The organism is Streptomyces sp. NPDC001668 (genome assembly GCF_042893155.1).
Lineage (GTDB): Bacteria > Actinomycetota > Actinomycetes > Streptomycetales > Streptomycetaceae > Streptomyces.
Map to the genome: position 1 here is coordinate 103,185 of NZ_JBIAUQ010000016.1, position 18,491 is coordinate 121,675.

Annotated in this window: 20 protein-coding genes; 6 read left to right on the forward strand and 14 right to left on the reverse strand. The window is 70.9% G+C overall.

What is annotated here, in order from left to right; translation table 11 throughout:
* Positions 1-21: 21 nt before the first annotated feature.
* Both ACFYZ8_RS36185 and ACFYZ8_RS36190 read right to left on the reverse strand, forming a co-directional pair.
* The gene (locus ACFYZ8_RS36185; protein WP_359032928.1) at positions 22-2,634 is read right to left on the reverse strand and encodes a bifunctional FO biosynthesis protein CofGH; all 2,613 of its coding nucleotides are present in this window, start codon (positions 2,632-2,634) and stop codon (positions 22-24) included.
* 69 nt (positions 2,635-2,703) lie between these two features.
* The gene (locus ACFYZ8_RS36190) at positions 2,704-3,546 is read right to left on the reverse strand and encodes an LLM class F420-dependent oxidoreductase (RefSeq protein ID WP_359032926.1); all 843 of its coding nucleotides are present in this window, start codon (positions 3,544-3,546) and stop codon (positions 2,704-2,706) included.
* A gap of 264 nt (positions 3,547-3,810) precedes the next feature.
* On the opposite strand from ACFYZ8_RS36190, the gene ACFYZ8_RS36195 reads away from it, so the two are divergent.
* Positions 3,811-4,947, forward strand: a complete 1,137-nt coding sequence (locus tag ACFYZ8_RS36195) for an FAD-dependent oxidoreductase (RefSeq protein ID WP_388539320.1) — start codon at positions 3,811-3,813, stop codon at positions 4,945-4,947.
* 34 nt (positions 4,948-4,981) lie between these two features.
* Here ACFYZ8_RS36195 and ACFYZ8_RS36200 read toward each other — a convergent pair whose 3' ends face one another.
* Complete coding sequence (locus ACFYZ8_RS36200; protein WP_388539317.1) at positions 4,982-5,464, reverse strand: excalibur calcium-binding domain-containing protein; 483 nt, start codon at positions 5,462-5,464, stop codon at positions 4,982-4,984.
* A gap of 131 nt (positions 5,465-5,595) precedes the next feature.
* On the opposite strand from ACFYZ8_RS36200, the gene ACFYZ8_RS36205 reads away from it, so the two are divergent.
* The gene (locus ACFYZ8_RS36205; RefSeq protein WP_388539315.1) at positions 5,596-6,315 is read left to right on the forward strand and encodes a hypothetical protein; all 720 of its coding nucleotides are present in this window, start codon (positions 5,596-5,598) and stop codon (positions 6,313-6,315) included.
* Between the two features lie 13 nt (positions 6,316-6,328).
* Here the strand turns inward: ACFYZ8_RS36205 and ACFYZ8_RS36210 are convergent, their stop codons facing one another.
* From ACFYZ8_RS36210 to ACFYZ8_RS36220, 3 genes are read right to left on the reverse strand one after another with little or no spacing between them, the layout of a single operon-like run.
* Positions 6,329-6,610, reverse strand: coding sequence for a hypothetical protein (locus tag ACFYZ8_RS36210; protein WP_388539312.1), 282 nt, complete (start codon positions 6,608-6,610; stop codon positions 6,329-6,331).
* Positions 6,607-6,882: a hypothetical protein gene (locus tag ACFYZ8_RS36215; protein ID WP_388539310.1), complete on the reverse strand. Its 276-nt coding sequence runs from the start codon at positions 6,880-6,882 to the stop codon at positions 6,607-6,609. The genes ACFYZ8_RS36210 and ACFYZ8_RS36215 overlap by 4 nt, the downstream gene beginning before the upstream one ends.
* 50 nt (positions 6,883-6,932) lie before the next feature.
* Positions 6,933-7,364, reverse strand: a complete 432-nt coding sequence (locus tag ACFYZ8_RS36220; RefSeq protein WP_388539307.1) for an ATP-binding protein — start codon at positions 7,362-7,364, stop codon at positions 6,933-6,935.
* A 201-nt stretch (positions 7,365-7,565) separates the two neighbouring features.
* On the opposite strand from ACFYZ8_RS36220, the gene ACFYZ8_RS36225 reads away from it, so the two are divergent.
* Both ACFYZ8_RS36225 and ACFYZ8_RS36230 read left to right on the forward strand, forming a co-directional pair.
* A complete protein-coding gene (locus tag ACFYZ8_RS36225; RefSeq protein WP_388539304.1) occupies positions 7,566-8,420 on the forward strand; it encodes a helix-turn-helix domain-containing protein in 855 nt (284 codons plus the stop codon).
* 10 nt (positions 8,421-8,430) lie between these two features.
* The gene (locus ACFYZ8_RS36230) at positions 8,431-8,595 is read left to right on the forward strand and encodes a DUF397 domain-containing protein (RefSeq protein ID WP_359032916.1); all 165 of its coding nucleotides are present in this window, start codon (positions 8,431-8,433) and stop codon (positions 8,593-8,595) included.
* On the opposite strand, the gene ACFYZ8_RS36235 is transcribed toward ACFYZ8_RS36230, so the two are convergent.
* A complete protein-coding gene (locus ACFYZ8_RS36235) occupies positions 8,587-9,405 on the reverse strand; it encodes an endonuclease/exonuclease/phosphatase family protein (RefSeq protein WP_388539302.1) in 819 nt (272 codons plus the stop codon). The two genes, ACFYZ8_RS36230 and ACFYZ8_RS36235, sit on opposite strands and share 9 nt — an antisense overlap.
* A gap of 92 nt (positions 9,406-9,497) precedes the next feature.
* On the opposite strand from ACFYZ8_RS36235, the gene ACFYZ8_RS36240 reads away from it, so the two are divergent.
* Positions 9,498-9,890, forward strand: a complete 393-nt coding sequence (locus tag ACFYZ8_RS36240; RefSeq protein ID WP_388539300.1) for a nitroreductase/quinone reductase family protein — start codon at positions 9,498-9,500, stop codon at positions 9,888-9,890.
* A gap of 73 nt (positions 9,891-9,963) precedes the next feature.
* Here ACFYZ8_RS36240 and ACFYZ8_RS36245 read toward each other — a convergent pair whose 3' ends face one another.
* The 6 genes from ACFYZ8_RS36245 to ACFYZ8_RS36270 form a co-directional block, all read right to left on the reverse strand.
* Positions 9,964-10,500, reverse strand: coding sequence for a DUF3455 domain-containing protein (locus ACFYZ8_RS36245; RefSeq protein WP_388539297.1), 537 nt, complete (start codon positions 10,498-10,500; stop codon positions 9,964-9,966).
* A gap of 131 nt (positions 10,501-10,631) precedes the next feature.
* On the reverse strand, positions 10,632-12,107 hold the full coding sequence (locus tag ACFYZ8_RS36250) for an aldehyde dehydrogenase family protein (RefSeq protein ID WP_388539295.1): 1,476 nt from the start codon (positions 12,105-12,107) through the stop codon (positions 10,632-10,634).
* Complete coding sequence (locus ACFYZ8_RS36255) at positions 12,104-13,912, reverse strand: amidohydrolase family protein (RefSeq protein WP_388539292.1); 1,809 nt, start codon at positions 13,910-13,912, stop codon at positions 12,104-12,106. Before ACFYZ8_RS36255 ends, ACFYZ8_RS36250 begins: the two co-directional genes overlap by 4 nt.
* 11 nt (positions 13,913-13,923) lie before the next feature.
* Positions 13,924-15,042: an LLM class flavin-dependent oxidoreductase gene (locus ACFYZ8_RS36260; RefSeq protein ID WP_388539290.1), complete on the reverse strand. Its 1,119-nt coding sequence runs from the start codon at positions 15,040-15,042 to the stop codon at positions 13,924-13,926.
* Between the two features lie 99 nt (positions 15,043-15,141).
* On the reverse strand, positions 15,142-15,912 hold the full coding sequence (locus tag ACFYZ8_RS36265; protein WP_388539288.1) for an SDR family NAD(P)-dependent oxidoreductase: 771 nt from the start codon (positions 15,910-15,912) through the stop codon (positions 15,142-15,144).
* Between the two features lie 11 nt (positions 15,913-15,923).
* Positions 15,924-16,865: an LLM class F420-dependent oxidoreductase gene (locus tag ACFYZ8_RS36270; RefSeq protein WP_388539285.1), complete on the reverse strand. Its 942-nt coding sequence runs from the start codon at positions 16,863-16,865 to the stop codon at positions 15,924-15,926.
* Between the two features lie 240 nt (positions 16,866-17,105).
* On the opposite strand from ACFYZ8_RS36270, the gene ACFYZ8_RS36275 reads away from it, so the two are divergent.
* On the forward strand, positions 17,106-17,681 hold the full coding sequence (locus ACFYZ8_RS36275) for a M23 family metallopeptidase (RefSeq protein WP_388539284.1): 576 nt from the start codon (positions 17,106-17,108) through the stop codon (positions 17,679-17,681).
* 34 nt (positions 17,682-17,715) lie between these two features.
* Here ACFYZ8_RS36275 and ACFYZ8_RS36280 read toward each other — a convergent pair whose 3' ends face one another.
* A complete protein-coding gene (locus ACFYZ8_RS36280) occupies positions 17,716-18,393 on the reverse strand; it encodes a response regulator (RefSeq protein ID WP_388539281.1) in 678 nt (225 codons plus the stop codon).
* Between the last annotated feature and the right edge of the window lie 98 nt (positions 18,394-18,491).

Here is an 18,491-nt window from a genome sequence, read left to right on the forward strand (position 1 = left end):
GCTCTCAGTCCAGAGCCGCTCTCAGTCCAGCACCGGCAGCAGCTCCGGCAGATGCCCGTCGGAGACCTGCGCGGCCTTCTGCCGCTCCTCCGGGACCTCCCCGTACAGGGTGGTACGCGGCCGTGCGGGACGGCCCGCCGCCTCCGCCACCGCGATCAGGTCCTTCACCGACTTGTACGAGCCGTACGACGAGCCCGCCATCCGCGAGATCGTCTCCTCCATCAGGGTGCCGCCCAGGTCGTTCGCCCCCGAGCGGAGCATCTCCGCCGCGCCCTCGGTGCCGAGCTTGACCCAGCTGGTCTGGATGTTGGGCACCCAGGGGTGCAGCAGCAGGCGGGCCATCGCCGTGACCGCCCGGTTGTCCCGCATCGACGGGCCGGGGCGGGCGATGCCGGCCAGATACACCGGGGCGTTGGTGTGGATGAAGGGGAGCGTCACGAACTCCGTGAAGCCGCCCGTGCGTTGCTGGATGCCGGCCAGGGTGCGCAAGTGGCCCAGCCAGTGGCGGGGCTGGTCGACATGGCCGTACATCATCGTGGAGGAGGACCGGAGGCCGACCTCGTGGGCGGTCTCGATCACCTCGATCCAGGTCGCCGTGGGCAGCTTGCCCTTGGTGAGCACCCAGCGGACCTCGTCGTCGAGGATCTCGGCGGCCGTGCCGGGTATCGAGTCCAGTCCGGCCTCCTTGGCCGCGGTCAGCCACTCGCGGATGGACATGCCGGTGCGGGTGGCGCCGTTGACGACCTCCATCGGCGAGAACGCGTGCACATGCATCCCGGGCACGCGGGACTTGACCGCCTTCGCGATGTCGAAGTACGCCGTCCCGGGCAGGTCCGGATGGATGCCGCCCTGCATGCACACCTCCACCGCGCCCACCTCCCAGGCCTGCTGGGCGCGGTCGGCGACCTGGTCCAGGGAGAGGGTGTAGGCGTCGGCGTCGGTGCGGCGCTGGGCGAAGGCGCAGAAACGGCAGCCGGTGTAGCAGACGTTGGTGAAGTTGATGTTCCGCGTGACGATGTACGTCACGTCGTCGCCGACCACCGACTTGCGGACGTCGTCGGCGATCCGGGTCAGCGCGTCCAGGGCCGGGCCGTCGGCGTGCAGCAGCGCGAGGGCTTCGTCGTCGGTCAGCCTGGTCGGGTCGTCGGCCGCGACCCGCAGCGCGTCCCGTACGTCCGTGTCGATGCGCTCGGGCACCATGCCGGGGGCGGCCGCCTCGCGCAGGGCGCCCCAGTCGCCGTAGACCTCGTCGAAGTCGTCGCGGCGGTCGGAGGTACGGCCCTCGGTGTCGATCGTGGTGTGGAGATCCGTGCGGCCGGACGGGACGAAGACCTCCTCGGGTTCCTGCCAGGGCAGTCCCTGCGGTAGGGCGTCGGGGCGGGCGAGGCCCGTCTCCGGGTCGGCGAGGGCCGCCACGTGCGGGCGCAGCCTCGGGTCCAGCCAGGGCTCGCCGCGCTGCACGAACTCGGGGTACACGCAGAGACGTTCGCGCAGTTCGAAGCCGGCCGCGGCGGACCGCTCGGTGAGCTCCTCGATCTGCGGCCAGGGGCGCTCGGGGTTCACGTGGTCGATGGTGAGCGGGCTGACCCCGCCCCAGTCGTCGATCCCCGCGCCGATCAGCCGCTCGTACTCGCTGTCGACGAGGTTCGGCGGGGCCTGGATGTTGGCCGCCGGCCCCATGATGAGACGAGCCACCGCCACCGCGGCGACCAGTTCGTCGAGCTCCGCGTCCGGCATGCCGCGCATCGCGGTGTCCGGCTTGGCGCGGAAGTTCTGGATGATCAGTTCCTGGACGCTGTGGTAGGCGCGTGCGGTGCGCCGGAGTGCGAAGAGGGACTCCGCGCGCTCCTCGTAGGTCTCCCCGATCCCGATGAGGATGCCGGAGGTGAAGGGGACGGAGGAGCGTCCGGCGTCCTCAAGGACCCGCAGCCGTACGGCGGGTTCCTTGTCCGGGGAGCCGTGGTGCGGGCCGCCGGGCTCGGACCACAGCCGGGTCGCGGTCGTCTCCAGCATCATGCCCATGCTCGGCGCGACGGGCTTCAGCCGCTGGAAGTCGGTCCAGGACAGTACGCCCGGGTTGAGGTGGGGCAGCAGGCCCGTCTCCTCCAGGATGCGGATGGAGATGGCCCGGACGTAGGCGATGGTGTCGTCGTAGCCGTGCGCGTCCAGCCACTCCCTGGCCTCCGGCCAGCGGTCCTCGGGCTTGTCGCCGAGGGTGATCAGGGCTTCCTTGCAGCCCAGCGCGGCGCCCTTGCGGGCCACGTCCAGGACCTCGTCGGGAGACATGAACATGCCGTGACCGGCCCGGCGGAGCTTGCCGGGCACGGTCACGAAGGTGCAGTAGTGGCACTTGTCCCGGCACAGCCGGGTCAGGGGGATGAAGACGCTCTTCGAGTACGTGATGACACCGGGGCGGCCCGCCTGTTCGAGGCCCGCGTCCCTGACCCGGGCGGCGGAGGCGGTGAGGTCGACGAGGGCCTCGCCGCGCGCCTGCAGCAGCACCGCTGCTTCTGTCACGTCCAGGGCCACGCCGTCCCGGGCGCGTTTGAGGGCGCGACGCATGGAGTTCTCGGTGGGGCCGGTACCGCCGGGGCGGTCGGTGGGGCCGGTTCCGGAGGTCGCGGAAGTCGTCATCCTTCGAGCATACGAGCGGGCGGATCACGCCGGACAAGCACCACTTGGTCCACCTTGGACGGCACGGCGTTACACACTGCCACCATCACCCTGGACATAGCGGGCATACTCGTCAAGCGCCTTGAGCACCTCGCTCTCCCCCGCCGGCGGCAACTGCACCACGACCTCCTCGATGCCGAGCTCGGCGTAGTGCGCGAGCTTCCCGGGGTTCGGGAAGACGGCGTACGGCACCACCTGCAGCGCGCCCGGGTCACGGCCCGCGTCGGACCAGGCGGCGCGCAGCACGGGCAGGGACTCGGTGAGCCCGCGTCCGCCGATGGGCAGCCAGCCGTCGGCGTAGGCGCAGATGTGCTCGAACAGCTTCGGCCCCGCGGCCCCGCCCACGAGGGTCCGCCTCTGAATGGGCTTGGGGAAGGCGTGGCTGGCCCGGACGCTCCCGAACTCGCCCTCGTAGGCGGTCGGTTCGTCCGCCCAGAGCGCCTGCATGAGAGCCATCCGGTCGCGGACCAGCTCCCTGCGCGTACGCCACTCGACGCCGTGGTCGGCGGCCTCCTCGACGTTCCAGCCGAAGCCGAGCCCGAGCGTGAACCGGCCGCCGGAGAGGTGGTCCAGGGTGGCGATCTGCTTGGCGAGGTCGATCGGGTCGTGCTGGGCCACGAGCGTGATGCCGGTGCCGAGCCCGAGCCGCTCGGTGACGGCGGCGGCCTGGCCGAGCGCGACGAAGGGGTCGAGGGTACGGCCGTACTCGCGCGGCAGCTCTCCGCCCGCGGGGTACGGGGTGACCCGCTCGACGGGGATGTGGGTGTGCTCGGGCAGATACAGCCCGGCGAAGCCCCGCGCCTCCAGCTCACGGGCGAGCCGGGTCGGGGTGATGGTCTCGTCGGTGAGGAAGATCGTCACGGAAATACGCATGGGTGCATCTGTACCGGGTCGGGGCGGGGATGTCCATACCGACTGGTCGGGATCTGTGAGTGGGGTGGAGGCCGGGCGCGAGTGTGTCGGGGGGTGGCGGGGCGGGGCCTGCCGGTCGGGGTCGACGCCCTGTCGGTCATCTGTCGGGGCTGTCGGTCATCTGTCGGGGCTGTCGGTCCGGTGTCGGTGGGTTGTCGACGGGAGCCCGGAGTCTTTGTGGAGACGGCCGGTGCCCACCCGGCCCCAGACCCGCAAGGAGTCACCATGACCACCACCCACGTCACGATCATCGGTGCCGGACTCGGCGGCCTCACGCTCGCCCGCGTCCTGCACGTCAACGGAATCCCGGCCACCGTGTACGAGGCGGAGGCCTCGCCGACCACGCGTGCACAGGGCGGGATGCTCGACATCCACGACTACAACGGGCAGTTGGCCCTCCAGGCAGCCGGCCTGATGGACGAGTTCCGCGGCCTCATCCTGGAGGGCCGCGAGGCGACGCGGCTGGTCGACCGGGACGGAACCCTCCTGTTCGACCACCCCGACGACGGCACCGGCAGCCGCCCCGAGGTGCAGCGCGGCGAACTGCGGCAGGTCCTGCTGGACTCACTGCCGCCCGGCACGGTCCGGTGGGGTCACAAGGTGAGCGGCACCCGTGCGCTCGGCGAGGGCCGCCACGAGGTGACGTTCGCCGACGGCACGAGCGTCGTCACCGATCTGCTGGTCGGCGCGGACGGCGCGTGGTCCCGGGTACGGCCGCTGCTCTCCGCCGCGACGCCCGAGTACACAGGGATGTCCTGTGTCGAGGTCTACCTGCACGACTCCGACACCCGGCACCCGGCCAGCGCGAAGGTGGTCGGGGGCGGGGCGCTGTTCGTACTGGCCCCGGGCAAGGGTTTCGTGACGCACCGGGAGCGGGGCGGCAACCTGCACACGTACGTGATACTCACGCGGCCGCAGGACTGGTTCGCGGACATCGACTTCAGCGACTCCGCCGCGGCCATCGCCCGGATCGCGCGGGAGTTCGAGGGCTGGGCACCGGAACTCACCGGACTGATCACGGACACCGACACCGCCCCTGTGCTGCGTCCCATCGCCGCGCTGCCCGTGGAGCACCGGTGGGAGCGGGTGCCCGGAGTGACCCTGCTCGGCGACGCCGCCCATCTCGCCGCCCCGAACGGCGAGGGCGCCAACCTCGCGATGCTCGACGGCGCGGAACTCGCCCAGGCCCTCGCGGCCCACCCCGACGACATCGAGACCGCGCTCACCGAGTACGAGCGCGCCCTGTTCCCCCGCAGCGCCGAAACGGCCAACGAGGGCACCGAGCTGTTCGCCCTCATGTTCGGCAACGACGCCCCCCACGGGCTGATCAGCGTGTTCACGGGGGAGAGGCAGGGCGACTGACTGCCTACGCCCCGGTGCTTCCCTCCCCCCGTCCTCAAGGCCCCGCGTACGGCTCGCAGGCCACGCCGTCACCGTCCCTGTCAAGATGCGGCCCGTATCCGGGGTCGCCGCGGTAGAGCGGAGCATCACCGGCGGCCCGGGCCTCGTCGCAGTTCTGGTAGTACACATCAGGGGCTGGGGCCGTCGTCCTCGGTTCGGGGGCTTCGGCCGTCTTCGTCACGGTCTTCGGAGGAGGGGGTGAGGAGGCGACGGTCACGGTCTCGGTAGCCGTGACGGTCGGCATTTCGACGGGGTGCGTCGGCAGTGCCGTCGAGGCGCCAACTGCCGGAGTGTCGGACGTCGCGGGTGAGCGGGGCTCGGCGTCAGGTGGGTCGACGGCGCTGAGGATGCCCCCCAGGAGCACAAAGGTGGCCAGCAACCCGAGGGCTACAGTCAAGATCCTGCCCAGCAGACCCAGGGATGCCCACTTCCGTCGCATCCTCCACAGAGGTCCGCGTCGTCTGTCGTTGCCGGTCATCGCAACGTCCTGTGCTCGATCAGATCCGATCTCCAGTTCAGCACCTGGTCGGGTGCACCGCACGTCGGAGCAGCCGTGGGACAGCTGACGCCCGGAGTGCGCGAACAGTCCAGCCGTCGCACGCTGAAGCCATGAACAGCCCGACCCCGTCGGGACCTCCTGACGGGCCACTGCACCCTCAGCTCGACGACGTCGCTGCTCAGCCGCCGCACCCCGCGCGCTCCCGCAGAGGCATCCTCACCCACGCGGGCGCGGGCGTCGCCGGGCTCTTGGCCGGTGTGCTGATCGGCGTGACGGCCGACTCCGGTGCCGACAAGGCGGCTCCCTCGGCGACGGCCACCATGACGGTCACCAGTGCACAGACTGTGCTCACTACGCCCGGAGCGGTCGAGGCACCCGTCTCACCACCGTCGGCGTCCAAGCCCTTCGCCTTCGGGGACACCTGGAGTGTGCACAACATCGACCCGACCAAGCCCTTCGAAGGCACCCTGACCGTGCTCGGCTACAAACAGGGCTTCGCCTCGGTCGGCAGTGCCAGCGAAGAGGCCGGGGAGGCGGGCTACGTGTGGGCGTACGCGGAACTGAAGCTGTGCGGGACCAGGGGCTCGTACACCGACAACACGAGCAGCTGGACGCTGTACTACGGCGACGGCAGCCGCATCAACCCGTCGGGCACCACCTATGGCGACTTCCCGAAGCCGGAGTTCCCCTTCGAAGTCATGGTGACCGCCGGCAAGTGTGCTCGGGGGAAGCTGGCGTTCACCGTCCCCGCCGCCAAGCGCCCGGAGTCCGTGCTGTACCAGCCGGACGGCTTGGAAGAGCCGAGGGAGTGGACGGTGCCGAAGGCGTGAGCGGAAGGGCGTCTCAGTCCACCACTTGTGGATCACGGAAGTAATAGACGACCGTCACCCCCAGACCCGGTGTGTACGTGTACACGACCGTGATCGCCTCGGCCGAGTCGGGGGCGAGGGGAGTGGTGTACGTGTACTCCACTGAGGGCGGGCGCCAGCCCGGGATCTCCCGGCCCGCCGCCGGGTCCTGGGCAATGGTGGCGAGTGCCCCGCGGACCACGTCCCGCTCTCCCTCCGTCAGCTCGCCGAACGCCTTCCTGGCGCTCTCGGCCTCCTCCAGCGGGATCTCGTTCACCTACGGCCGCCTCCGCCACGGGCGTCTTCCAGGGCTGTCATGATCTCGGGCGAGTTCCTGATCAGGACCCGGTGCCGGTAGGCCCTGACCACCGCGGCCGCGCCCGCGAAATCGTCGGTCGGCGAGGCTCCTATGGCGGCCGCCAGTTCCGTCTCGAAGCGGTCGCGGTCGCCGGGGAAGCCGTAGCGGCTGAGTGCGCTGCGCAGGTCGTCCACGGTCCGGATCTTCGGGAGGGGCATCGCTCCCCAGCCGTGTTCGGGCTGTGCGCTCATGGTCGGCTCCTGGTGAACGGACATCGCTCCGGCTCCCAGTATGGCCCGGCTCACCATCCCGGCACCCCGCACTCCGCCCACAGCAGCTTCCCGCCCTTCGACGCGCCCAGCTCTCGCAGCACCGACACGCCCGTCGCGTCCGCGCAGGCCCTGACCATGTGCAGGCCTCGGCCGTGTTCGGCGTCCGGTGCGGGGGGAGGTTGGTCGGAGGTGAAGCCCGGCGGGACGCGGGGGTCCGTGTCCCAGACGGCGACCCGGACCCGCCCAGGGGCCGGGGAGAAGAGGCGGAAGGCGTACGGGCCCTTCGTGTGGCAGTGCGCGTTCGCCAGCAGTTCCGCCGCGAGCAGCTCCGCGGTGGGGGTGAGGTCGGGCAGTTCGTGTGCGGCCAGGATCAACCGCAGAGCGCCTCTCGCGATGCCCGGTGCGCGTGGATCGTGCGGGAGATGCAGGGTGTAGTTCCAGGACGGGGATACGGTGGCCATCGGAAGTCTCCGGTCACTGAGGGGAGTTGGACGGGTGCCTGGTGTCTCTGCCGTGGCGTCCCACGGTGCGCTTCCAGGTAGGGCGCCTGGATACGACGATAGGGGTCACGCAAAGGTTCTTTGCGCCACTTCGAAGAATCTCGGCGTCTTCTCCCTCGTGTGGGTGACAAGCTCGCCGTACGCCCGGTAGGAGGAAGTCTCATGGCGCCAAGGCCCGCGCCGACGGCTCGACGTGTCCGGCTCGGGACTGAGCTGCGCAAACTCCGGGAACGGGCCGGTCTGACCGCGACCGAGGCCGCACACCTGCTCGGCACGAGTTCGGGTCAACTCAGCAACGTCGAGTCGGCCCGGTTCGGCGTGAGCCCGGAGCGCGTGCGGGCGATGGCCGCTCTGTACTCCTGCACGAACCAGCCCTACGTCGACGCCCTCGCCGACATGGCGGCCGAGAGGTCCCGGGGCTGGTGGTGGGACGCGTATCGCGAGGTGCTGCCCTCCGGACTCCTCTCGTTGGCGGAGCTGGAACATCACGCCACAGCGGTCCGCACCGCCTTCACGGCCCACATCCCCGGCATGCTCCAGACCGCCGAGCACGCCCGGGAGATCTTCAGCCAGGCGATCCCGACCCCGACGCCACCGGAGGTCGAGCACCGCGTCTCACACCGGATCAAGCGGCAGGACTTCGTGTTCCGGGCGAACCCGAATCCGTACAGCACGGTGATCCATGAAGCTGCCCTGCACATGCTGGTCGGCGGCCGCCGGGTGTCACGCGATCAGCTTCGGCATCTGATCGACATGAGCCTGCGGGAGCACATCACCCTTCGTGTACTCCCCTTCGATGTCGGGGCGTTCCCCGGGTCGGGCCAGTCGATCAACTACCTCTGCGGCCCGGTGGCGCCGCTGGACACCGTGCAGTTGGACCAGTTCCATGGTCCGATGCTCATCGATGCCGAGGCGCATCTGGAGAAGTACCGGCGCCTCCTGGACGTCGTGGAGGGCATCGCCCTCAGTCCCGCGAAGTCCCGCGATCTGATCCACTCCATCATCCAGAATCTCTGAAGGAGCCGAAATGCCCACCAACACCTGGCAGAAGTCGTCCTACTGCCAAGAGGGCGAGGCCTGCGTCCACATATCCACCGACCCCGACAACGTCCACATCACGGACTCCGACGCCGCCCAAACCATCGTCACCGTCAGCCACGGCGCCTTCGCCGCCCTGCTCAAGTCACTCTGACCCGTCCGCCAGGTCCGCCACCACCGCCAGGTGGTCCGACGGCCACACCCCGTCCACCGGCCCGTCCCCCGCGCGCCGAACGCCCAGAACATGGCCCAGCCCCCTCGCCCCCGGCGGGCCCACGTGGATGTAGTCGATGCGGGCCGGTGGGGACATGTGGACGTACGGGTTCACCGGGTCCCAGGTCGCCGAGGGGGCCGTCGGGTCGGCGTACTCCCAGGCGTCCAGGAAGAGTTGGCCGGGGGCTGCCGGGGCCGTCTTGTAGCCGCCGAAGAGGCGGATCTCGTCGGAGTCGGGCCAGGCGTTGAAGTCGCCGGTGATGACGGGCGGGAAGTCGGTGCCCGACCTGTGCCCGGCCACGAATTCCGCGAGCGCCGTGACCTGTTGGCAGCGGATCGCCGACGCGGTGGGGGCCGAGGTGAGGTGGGTGGTGAAGAAGGGGATCTCGTACGACGGGCCCGCGAGCCGGGTGTGGAAGGCGAGGCGGCCGTCGTCCAGCGCGTCGGGGGCCGGCAGGCGCAGGACCGCCCGGTCGATCACCGGCCAGCGGCTCAGTACCGCGTTGCCGACCTCGACCCCCGGGTCACCGATCCGGCGCTGCCAGCGCTCCGAGGCGGGTGAGGGGGCCCACGCCCAGTGCAGGCCCAGTTCCCCGGCCAGCCACTCCGCCAGGTTCTCGGAACCCGTCGACCACACCTCCTGGAGCCCGACCACATCCGGCCGCAGCTCCCGCAGCACCGCGAGGATCGCCTTCTGGCGTTCCTGCCACGGGCCGAAGCGCCACCACAGGTTCCAGGTCACCACGCGCATCGCCCGTACCCCTCGTCCGCCCGGCCGCACCCTGAGATCATCGAGGCCGCCGGTCAGGTTACGGAAGACAAGAGACAGGAGTCTCCCCGCCCATGTCCCGAGACGCCGAGCGCAAGTACCGTGCCGCCAGGGCCGTTCAGCGCCGCCTCAACCCGGTCATGCGCCGACTGCCCCTGCAGACCGTCCTGGAGACCACCGGCCGTACGTCCGGTCTGCCCCGCCGGACGCCGGTGGGCGGCAAGCGGGTCGGCGACTCCTTCTGGCTGGTCTCGGAGTTCGGTGAGCGGTCGCAGTACGTGCGCAACATCAAGGCCGACCCGCGCGTGCGGGTACGGATCCGCGGGCGGTGGCACACCGGGACCGCGCATCTGATGCCGGACGACGACACCGCCGTACGACTGCGCGGCCTGCCCCTGATGAACAGCGCCGCCGTGCGGGCGATAGGGGCCGGGCAGTTGACGGTACGGGTGGATCTCGACCAGTGACTCCCCGAGCGGCACGACGGCGGCCCCAGGCCCGACGCCGCTCCGCTCCGCGCCGCTCAGAGAGTCACCCGCGTCACTTCGCCGGCTTGTAGAAGGCGTACGTCGCCGTGTACGCCACGCTCACCTGGTCGGTGCCCGTGCAGGCCGTGGCCGGGGCCACGCCGCCGGTGGTGTGGAGGCGCTGGATGTAGGAGACGCCCCCGAAGACGCCCGTGCCCCGGGTCGCGGTGGCCTGGAGGAGGAGTTCGGGGATGGTGCCGGTCCTGGGGGAGTTGGCGATCGCCGTGGCGTTCACCGCGCTGCCGTCCACCGTGGAGACCCAGACGGGACCGCGGGAGTGGAGGGCGACGGTGCGGCCTCTCCTGTCGGAGAGGGTGGCGGCGGGCTCCAGGAGCTTCCAGGCGCCGTCGGTGCAGGTGTAGGTCTGCACACCGCGGGCCGGGTACACACCGGTCAGCTTGTTGCCGTCGGGCACCTTGAGCGCCGCGGGGGCCTTCACGGGCTTCGGCGCGGCGTCCGCGGGGGTGGCGTAACCGGTGGCCGTGCTCAGCAGGGCGGCTGCGGCGGCAAGACCCGCGGTGGTCAGGGCGATACGCTTGGTGAGCTTCAAGTCACTTCTCCGGAACGGTTCTTGACTAATCGTCAGGGGCGCCGGCACAGACGTCCGGGCCCTCCGATCCGGGACTCTACGGGCCCACCCGAGGGTTACCGGTCAGTTGGCCGAACATGCCCCCAGGCCCCTCACCCCGGCCAGACGATCGACTGCACCTCGCTGTAGGCGTGCAGCGCGTACGACCCGCAGTCCCGGCCCACCCCGCTCCTGCGGAAGCCCCCGAACGGCGCCTCCATGTTGCGGCCGACCGTGTTGACCCCGACTCCCCCGGCCCGCAGCCGCCGTGCCACGCGGAAGGCGCGGGCCACGTCGGCCGACCAGACGTAGTCGATCAGGCCGTAGTCGCTGTCGTTGGCGAGCGCGATGCCCTCCTCCTCGTCGTCGAAGGGGGTGACGGTGACGACCGGGCCGAAGATCTCCTCCCGGACCACGCGCATGTCGGAACGGCAGTCGGCGAGGAGGGTCGGGGTGACGTAGAAGCCCCTGTCCAGCGGCGGACGTTCGCCGCCGGAGACGACCACCGCGCCCTCCTTGCGGCCGAGTTCGACGTACGACTCCACCCGCTCCCGGTGCGCGGCCGAGATCACCGGGCCGACGACCGTCCCCGCCTCCCGCGGGTCACCGACCCTCAACCGACCGGCATACGCGACCAGTTGCTCGACGAGGCGGTCGTAGATCCCCCGCTGCGCCAGCACCCGTGTCGGTGCCGTGCAGATCTGTCCGCTGTAGAAGGAGAAGGTCGTCCCGATCCCGGCGACGGCCGAGGCGAGGTCCGCGTCCTCGAAGACGACCGCGGCCCCCTTCCCGCCGAGCTCCATCAGCTGCCGCTTCATGGACCGCCCGCACACCTCGCCGATGCGCTGTCCGACCGCCGTGGATCCGGTGAAGCTGACCATGTCGACGTCAGGTGAGTCGACGGCGGCCTCGCCGACCTCCACGGAACGCCCGCTGACCACGTTCACGACCCCGCGCGGCACCCCGGCCGCCTCCAGCGCCTCCGCCATGCGGTACACGGAGAGGGGGTCCTGCGGGGCGGGCTTCACGACCACCGTGTTGCCCATGGCGAGCGCCGGGGCGATCTTGCCGGCCGGGTTCGCCCAGGGGTTGTTGTACGAGGTGATGCAGGTGACGACGCCGACGGGCTGCCGCACGGCCAGCGCGCCCATCACCGCGGCCTTTCCCATCGGGCCTGCCTCGTTGACCTGCGGCGGGATCGCCCACTCGGCGGGCTCGACCCGCGCGTACCGCCTGAAGCGGGCGGCGGCCACGCCGACCTGCATGCCACGGGCCACCCCGGTGGTCGCTCCGGTCTCGGCCCGGGCCAGGTCGGCGTACGGCACCAGGCGGGAGCGGATGAGGTCGCAGGCCCGGGCCAGCAGGGCGGCCCGCTCCTCGGGGGCCGTACGCGACCACGGCCCGAAGGCCTCGCGGGCCGCGGCGCAGGCCGCGTGCACCTGATCCCGCGAGGCCTCCGGAGCCCGCCCGACGGTCTCCTCGGTGGCCGGATCGACCACCGCGTAGTACCCGCCGTCGCCGTCGGGAGCCACCCACTCACCCCCGATGAACAGCCGCTGCTCCCCGGAGAGGCTTTCCGCTGGGCTCACCTGGTGCTCACCGTCCGCGTGTCCCGCCCGGACCGCAGTACCCGGCCGGGCACGGCCCCGCTCACCACGTCGTCCCGGATCGCCTCGACGCCGTTGACCCATACGGCCCGGACGCCGATCGCCTTGGAGTCGAGCCGCGGGCTGTCACCCGGCAGGTCGTGCACCAGGGTGGCCGTGCCCGCGGCGATCCGTTCCGGGTCGAAGAGCACGAGGTCCGCATGGAAGCCCTCCTGGATCCGCCCGCGCTCGCGCAGCCCGAACAGCTGGGCCGGGTCGTCGGTGAGCATCTTCACGGCCTGCTCCAGGGAGGTCAGCTTCCGGCCGCGCAGACAGTCCCCGAGGAAGCGGGTCGTGTACGGCGCCCCGCACATCCGGTCCAGATGCGCGCCGGCGTCGGACCCGCCGAGCAGCACGTCCTCGTGCTGCCAGGCCTCGGCCCGCATCGCCCAGGACGCCGGGTCGTTGTCGGTGGGCATGGGCCACAGGACCGTACGCAGGTCGTCGGCCGCGCAGATCTCGACCAGCGTGGCGAACGGTTCCTGCCCGCGCTCGGCCGCGATGTCCTCCACGACCCGCCCGCTGAGCCCGCGGTTCGTCTCGCTGTAGGTGTCGCCGATGACGTACCGCCCGAAGTTGGTCAGCCGCCGGAAGACCCCGGCTTCCTTGGACTGGGACTGCCGGAGCAGTTCCCTCTGCACGTCCGGGTCGCGCAGCCTCTCGATGCGTTCGGGGACGGGCAGGGCGAGCACCGGCCCCCAGCCGGGGATCAGGTTCAGGGCGCAGAAGGTGCCCAGGGACATGTTCATCGGGGTGAGGATCGGCATGGTCAGGGCGACGACCCGGCCGCCCGCCTTCCTCGCCTGCTCGCTCGCGAGCAGCTGCCTCGGCACCCGCTCCGGCACGGCCGAGTCGATGGTCAGCACGTTCCAGTTGAGGGGCCGCCCGGCCGCCGCGCTCATCTCCGTGAACAGTTCGATCTCGGCGTCGCTGAACTGGTCGAGGCACCCGGCGACGATCGCCTCGATCTGCGTCCCCTCGTGCTCCCCCACGGCCCGCGAGAGCGCGAGCAGTTCGGCGGGCAGGGCGTGCCGGGAGGCGACGGGCCTGCCGTCCCCGTCGGAGTGCGTGGAGGACTGGGTGGTGGAGAAGCCCCAGGCGCCGGCGTCCATCGCCTCGTGGAACAGGCGCAGTATCCGGGCCAGTTGCTCCTCGGACGGCTGCCCTCCGACGGCGTCCGGTCCCATGACGTACCGCCGCAGCGCGCAATGCCCCACCATGAAGCCCGCGTTGACGGCGATACGGCCTTCGAGGGCGTCCAGGTACTCCCCGAAGGAGCTCCAGCTCCAGGGCGCCCCCTCCTCCAGGGCCACCAGGGACATCCCCTCCACCTTGGACATCATGCGGCGGGTGTAGTCGGCGTCGTCCGGGCGGGCCGGGTTCAGGGGCGCGAGGGTGAACCCGCAGTTCCCGGCGGCGACCGTGGTGACGCCGTGGTTGAGGGAGGGCGTCGCGTACGGGTCCCAGAACAGCTGGGCGTCGTAGTGGGTGTGGGGGTCGACGAACCCGGGGGCGAGGACGAGCCCGGTGGCGTCCTCCCGGGTACGGGCTTCCTCGGTGATCTCACCGATCGCGGCGATACGGCCGTCCCGTATCCCCACGTCAGCGGTGAAGGCGGCCGCACCGGTCCCGTCGACGACGGTCGCACCCTTGATGACGTGATCGAGCATGAACGTTGCCTCCTCGGCCTGCCTTGCGCATAAAGGCGCGCGGGGAACCGCGCGACCGGCCCCGACGCGCCCGCACACCGCAACGGCGATTACGCGGCACCCCGGAAGCGGGATGTCCGGTGCACAGGATCCGTGTCGATCTTCGGAATGACGTGCTCCCCGATGAGCCGAATCGTCTGAAGCGTCTCCTCCTTCGGCACCCCCACCGGCAACCCGAAGCTCAGCTGGTCCGCCCCGGCCTGCTCCCACCGCTTGCACTGCCGGACCACCTCGTCCGGGTCGCCGCAGATCAGCAGCTCCTCCTCGATGAGCAGCTCGACGAACTCCGCGGTGTACTCGGGCAGCGTCTCCGGCCACACCGGGAACCCCTCGGGCCGCGGGAACGTGTCGTGGTACCGGAACACCAGCGAGGGCAGGTAGTGCAGCCCGCCGTTCACCGCGATCTCGATCGCCTCGGCGTGCGTCGGCGCGCAGATCGCCGTCGTCGTCACCATCACGTTGTCGTTGACGAAGTCCCCGATCGGCTCGGCGTCCACGATCGCCGTCTTGTACTGCTCGAGCACCCACTCCATGTCGGAGACCTTCTGCACGCTGAAGCCGAGCACCCCGAGCCCCTTGTGGGCGGCCATGGCGTACGACGGCGGCGACCCGGCGGCGTACCACATCGCGGGGTGCGACTTGCCGTACGGCTTCGGCAGGATCTTCCGCGGCGGGAGCTGCCAGTGCTTGCCCTGGAAGCCGACGTACTCGTCCTGGAGCCACATCTTGGGGAACTCGGCGATGGTCTCTTCCCAGATCTCCTTGGTGTGGTTCATGTCGGTCACCCCGGGGATGAACCCGAGGATCTCGTGCGACCCGGCCCCGCGCCCGCTGCCGAACTCGAAGCGGTTCTCGGTGAGATGGTCGAGCATGGCCACCTTCTCGGCGACCTTCACGGGGTGGTTGACCTGGGCGAGGGGGTTGAAGATGCCCGAGCCCAGATGGATCCGCTCCGTGGCGTGCGCGAGGTAGCCGAGGAACACGTCGTTGGCGGAGAGGTGCGAGTACTCCTCCAGGAAGTGGTGCTCGGACGCCCAGGCGTACTTGAAGCCGGACCGGTCCGCCTGGATGACGTACTCGGTCTCCTCCATCAGCGCCTTGTGCTCGGCCAGCGGGTCGGTCTCGGCGCGCTTGCCCACGTATCCCTGTACAAAGAGCCCGAATTCCAAGGCGGGTCACCATCCCCGGTCTCGAATATTTCTGACGGATCGTCAGTTTCGATGTGACTGTGGCACCACCGGCATGGGGGGTCAATAGCTGACGGTCAGTCAGATGACGCTGACTCCCGCCAGCCATCCCCCGTCGATCACGAACGGCTGCCCGGTGATGTACGAGGAGTCGGCGGAGGTCAGGAACAGCGCGAGCGCCGCCACCTCCTCCGGTCGCCCGATCCGGCCGAGCGGCACGATCTTGCGGTAGAACCGGTCGAGCCCCCGGGAGGCCTCCGCCCCGTCGGCCGACGGATCGAGGACGGCCGGGTTGGACATCGCGGTGTCGACGGCCCCCGGGCACATGGCGTTGACCCTGATCCCGCGCGGCGCCAGCTCCAGCGCGGCGACCCGGGTGAGCCCGAGGATCGCGTGCTTGGAGGCCGCGTAGGCGCCCACCCCCGCCATCCCGGTCACCCCGGTGTAGGAGGCCGTGTTGACGATCGTGCCGCCGTCGGCCATGACCGGCCCCACGGTCTTGATGCCGAGGAAGCAGCCGACCTGGTTGACGTTCACGATCCGCATGAACTCGTCGAGGGGCGTGTCGAGAAGGGAGTTGAAGCGCAGGATGCCGGCGTTGTTGACGAGCCCGTCGACCCGCCCGTACTCCTCGACGGCGGCCTGTGCCGCCCGCCGCCAGTCGGCCTCCTGGGACACGTCCAGGTGGAGATACAGCGCCCCGATCTCCTCCGCCAGCGCCTCCCCCTGCTCGTCGAGCACATCCCCTACGACGACCTCGGCGCCCTCCGCCCGGAAGAGCCGGGCCTCCTGCTCCCCCTGCCCGCGCGCCGCGCCGGTGACGAGGACGACACGTCCGTCCAGCTTGCCCATGCGGTGACTCCTCAGAGGTGGGGGGCGGTGCCGGCGCCGAACGCCGAGACCTGGTCGATGAGTTCGGCACAGCCGCGGCTGCGGAACCGCACCTGGATCTGGTCCACGCCCATCGCGCGGTAGGCGCGCAGGGACTGGGCGAGTTCTTCGGGCGTGCCGCTGAGGGTGCGGCGGCCGACGTCCCAGGTGGGCGTGCCGACGTAGAGCGGCTCGGCGATGGCTCCGACGGTGAACGGCCCCTCGATGCCCGCCTCCGCCCGCAGCCGCCGTATCCGCTCGATCTGCCCGGGCAGCCGGTCCCGGGGGTCGCCCTGGGGCAGCCAGCCGTCGCCTCTGAGGGCGGCCCGGCGTACGGCGGCCGGGGAGGAGCCCCCGACCCACACCGGGATGTGGGACTGGGTGGGGCGGGGGCGCTGGCCGAGATCCGCGAAGTCGTAGAGCTTGCCGTGGTGTTCGGGGAACTCCTCGGGGCCGAGGGCCTTGCGCAGGGCGTCGACCGACTCGTCGAGGACGACCCCGCGCCCGGCGAAGTCGACCCCGAGCGCCTCGAACTCCTCCCGCACGTGTCCCGCGCCGACCCCGAGGATCAGCCGCCCACCGCTGAGATGGTCGAGGGTGGCGTACTGCTTGGCGGTGAGGAGCGGGTGCCGCAGCCCCACGACGGCCACATGGCTCAGCAGCCGCACCCGTTCGGTCACGGCCGCCAGGTAGGCGAGGGTGGCGACCGGGTCGTACCAGACCGTGCTCATCGCGGGCGCGAGGCGGCGCGGGATCGCCACGTGGTCGCAGGCGGCGATGTACGCGAACCCGGCGCGGTCGGCGGCCCGGGCCACCTCGGCGAGATCCTCGGGACCGGCGCCGGCCTCCCAGGTTTCGGCGTAGATCGTGCTCTGGGACTGGACGGGGAGCTGGATGCCGTAGGGCAGTGGCTCTCCCGGCGGCAGGGATTGCATGGCGCCCCCTTCACTGACGGTCGTCGTGGTCCGTTGGCGCATCCCCATGGTGGTATCTGACGACCCGTCAGACAAGAGTGGTGCCGCTCTGAAGGCAACCGGGCTTCCCGGCCGATCCCGGTACCGCGCCCGGGCGCGAAGGGGATGCCGTCCTCATGAGCCCGGGACACCGGGCGCGGAACGGTCAGGTCAGGCGCTCACCGCACCAGCGGAGAGCCGTTCCAGCAACTGGAGGCAGCCATGACCACGCTCTACAAGCCTTTCCGCGGGACCTACGGCATCGTCCGCGGCTTCACCGGCTCCGACTACCGCAGGCACCACACCGGTGTGGACTACCGCACCCCGAGGCACACCCCTGTCCTCGCGTCCGCTGCCGGAACGGTGGTGAAGTCGGTCGACCTCACCTACTCCTACGGCCGCTACGTCATCGTGGCCCACGGAGGGGGGCTGTTCACGCTCTACGCCCACCTCGACCGGCGGCTGGTGGCCACCGGCACCAAGGTCGCGGCCGGGCAGCGGATCGGGCTCTCGGGCAGCACCGGCAATTCGTCCGGCCCGCACCTGCACTTCGAGGTCCGCAAGGGCCGCAACGGTTCGGGGGCGACGGTCGACCCGCTGCCGCTGCTGAAGGGGAACCCGCCGGTCGTCGCCATGACGGCGGAGGCGGTGGACGCGGCGGAGCCGGGGATGGACGACGGGTTCGTCCTCGCCGCGCCTGACCATGTGGAGGTGGGCGAGGCCCAGGAGATCGACCTGTTCATGCGGTGCGGTGAGCCCGCCGACATGGCGGTCGAGGGCGGTGAGCCAGGGCAGTAGCCCCCGCCGCACCCGAACCGTCAGCCGTCAGGCGTCAGCCGTCGGAGGCGGTGCCCAGGCCCGCGTCGCGGGCTCGGGCGACCGCCTCCGCCCGGCATGTCACCTGCAGCTTGTCGAAGATCCGGGAGACGTGGTTGCGCACCGTCTTCTCGGAGAGGCCCAGTTCCCCGGCGATCCGGTGATTGGCCAGGCCCCGTGCCACGAGGTCGAGCACCTCCCGCTCCCGTGATGTCAGCTGCGGGAGCACCTCGGCGTTCCGGGCCGTCCCCGCGCCGGTCAGCAACTGCGTGATCCGTGCGGCGACTCCGGCACCGAAGACCGCACCCCCCGCCGCGGCGGTCCGCACGGCGTACAGCACCTCCTCGCGCCCCGCGCCCTTCACCAGATAGCCCCGGGCACCGGCGCGCACGGCGGCCAGCAGATGGTCGTCGTCCTTGGACATGGTGAGCATGAGCACCGCGATCTGCGGCGCCTCGACGGACAGCCGCCGGGTCGCCTCGATGCCGGAGGCGCCTGGTGCGCCGAGTTCCAGATCCATGAGTACGACGTCCGGCGCGGCCTGAAGCGTCAGCCGCACCGCCTCCTCGGCGTCGGCCCCCTCGCCGACCACGGTGATGTCGTCGGCACTCTCCAGGGCGGCGCGGAGGCCGAAGCGGAAGAGGGGGTGGTCGTCGACGAGTACGACGGTGATGGGGCTGGGGTTCGTCGGCATCCGGCCACGTTAGAGGACAGGTTTGGTACGTACCGGATATGCCCTTCATTTCACTCAATCGGGTATCTGGCGCGGTTCCGGGATGGGAGTGATCCCTA

Bases quoted from the DNA above. Each gene is read 5' to 3' on its own strand.
- ACFYZ8_RS36195 (WP_388539320.1), top strand. From the start codon at position 3,811: ATGACCACCACCCACGTCACGATCATCGGTGCCGGACTCGGCGGCCTC.
- ACFYZ8_RS36275 (WP_388539284.1), top strand. From the start codon at position 17,106: ATGACCACGCTCTACAAGCCTTTCCGCGGGACCTACGGCATCGTCCGC.
- ACFYZ8_RS36265 (WP_388539288.1), bottom strand. From the start codon at position 15,912: ATGGGCAAGCTGGACGGACGTGTCGTCCTCGTCACCGGCGCGGCGCGC.
- ACFYZ8_RS36280 (WP_388539281.1), bottom strand. From the start codon at position 18,393: ATGCCGACGAACCCCAGCCCCATCACCGTCGTACTCGTCGACGACCAC.
- ACFYZ8_RS36225 (WP_388539304.1), top strand. From the start codon at position 7,566: ATGGCGCCAAGGCCCGCGCCGACGGCTCGACGTGTCCGGCTCGGGACT.
- ACFYZ8_RS36220 (WP_388539307.1), bottom strand. From the start codon at position 7,364: ATGGCCACCGTATCCCCGTCCTGGAACTACACCCTGCATCTCCCGCAC.
- ACFYZ8_RS36205 (WP_388539315.1), top strand. From the start codon at position 5,596: ATGAACAGCCCGACCCCGTCGGGACCTCCTGACGGGCCACTGCACCCT.
- ACFYZ8_RS36185 (WP_359032928.1), bottom strand. From the start codon at position 2,634: ATGACGACTTCCGCGACCTCCGGAACCGGCCCCACCGACCGCCCCGGC.
- ACFYZ8_RS36230 (WP_359032916.1), top strand. From the start codon at position 8,431: ATGCCCACCAACACCTGGCAGAAGTCGTCCTACTGCCAAGAGGGCGAG.
- ACFYZ8_RS36240 (WP_388539300.1), top strand. From the start codon at position 9,498: ATGTCCCGAGACGCCGAGCGCAAGTACCGTGCCGCCAGGGCCGTTCAG.
- ACFYZ8_RS36215 (WP_388539310.1), bottom strand. From the start codon at position 6,882: ATGAGCGCACAGCCCGAACACGGCTGGGGAGCGATGCCCCTCCCGAAG.
- ACFYZ8_RS36270 (WP_388539285.1), bottom strand. From the start codon at position 16,865: ATGCAATCCCTGCCGCCGGGAGAGCCACTGCCCTACGGCATCCAGCTC.
- ACFYZ8_RS36190 (WP_359032926.1), bottom strand. From the start codon at position 3,546: ATGCGTATTTCCGTGACGATCTTCCTCACCGACGAGACCATCACCCCG.
- ACFYZ8_RS36235 (WP_388539302.1), bottom strand. From the start codon at position 9,405: ATGCGCGTGGTGACCTGGAACCTGTGGTGGCGCTTCGGCCCGTGGCAG.
- ACFYZ8_RS36200 (WP_388539317.1), bottom strand. From the start codon at position 5,464: ATGACCGGCAACGACAGACGACGCGGACCTCTGTGGAGGATGCGACGG.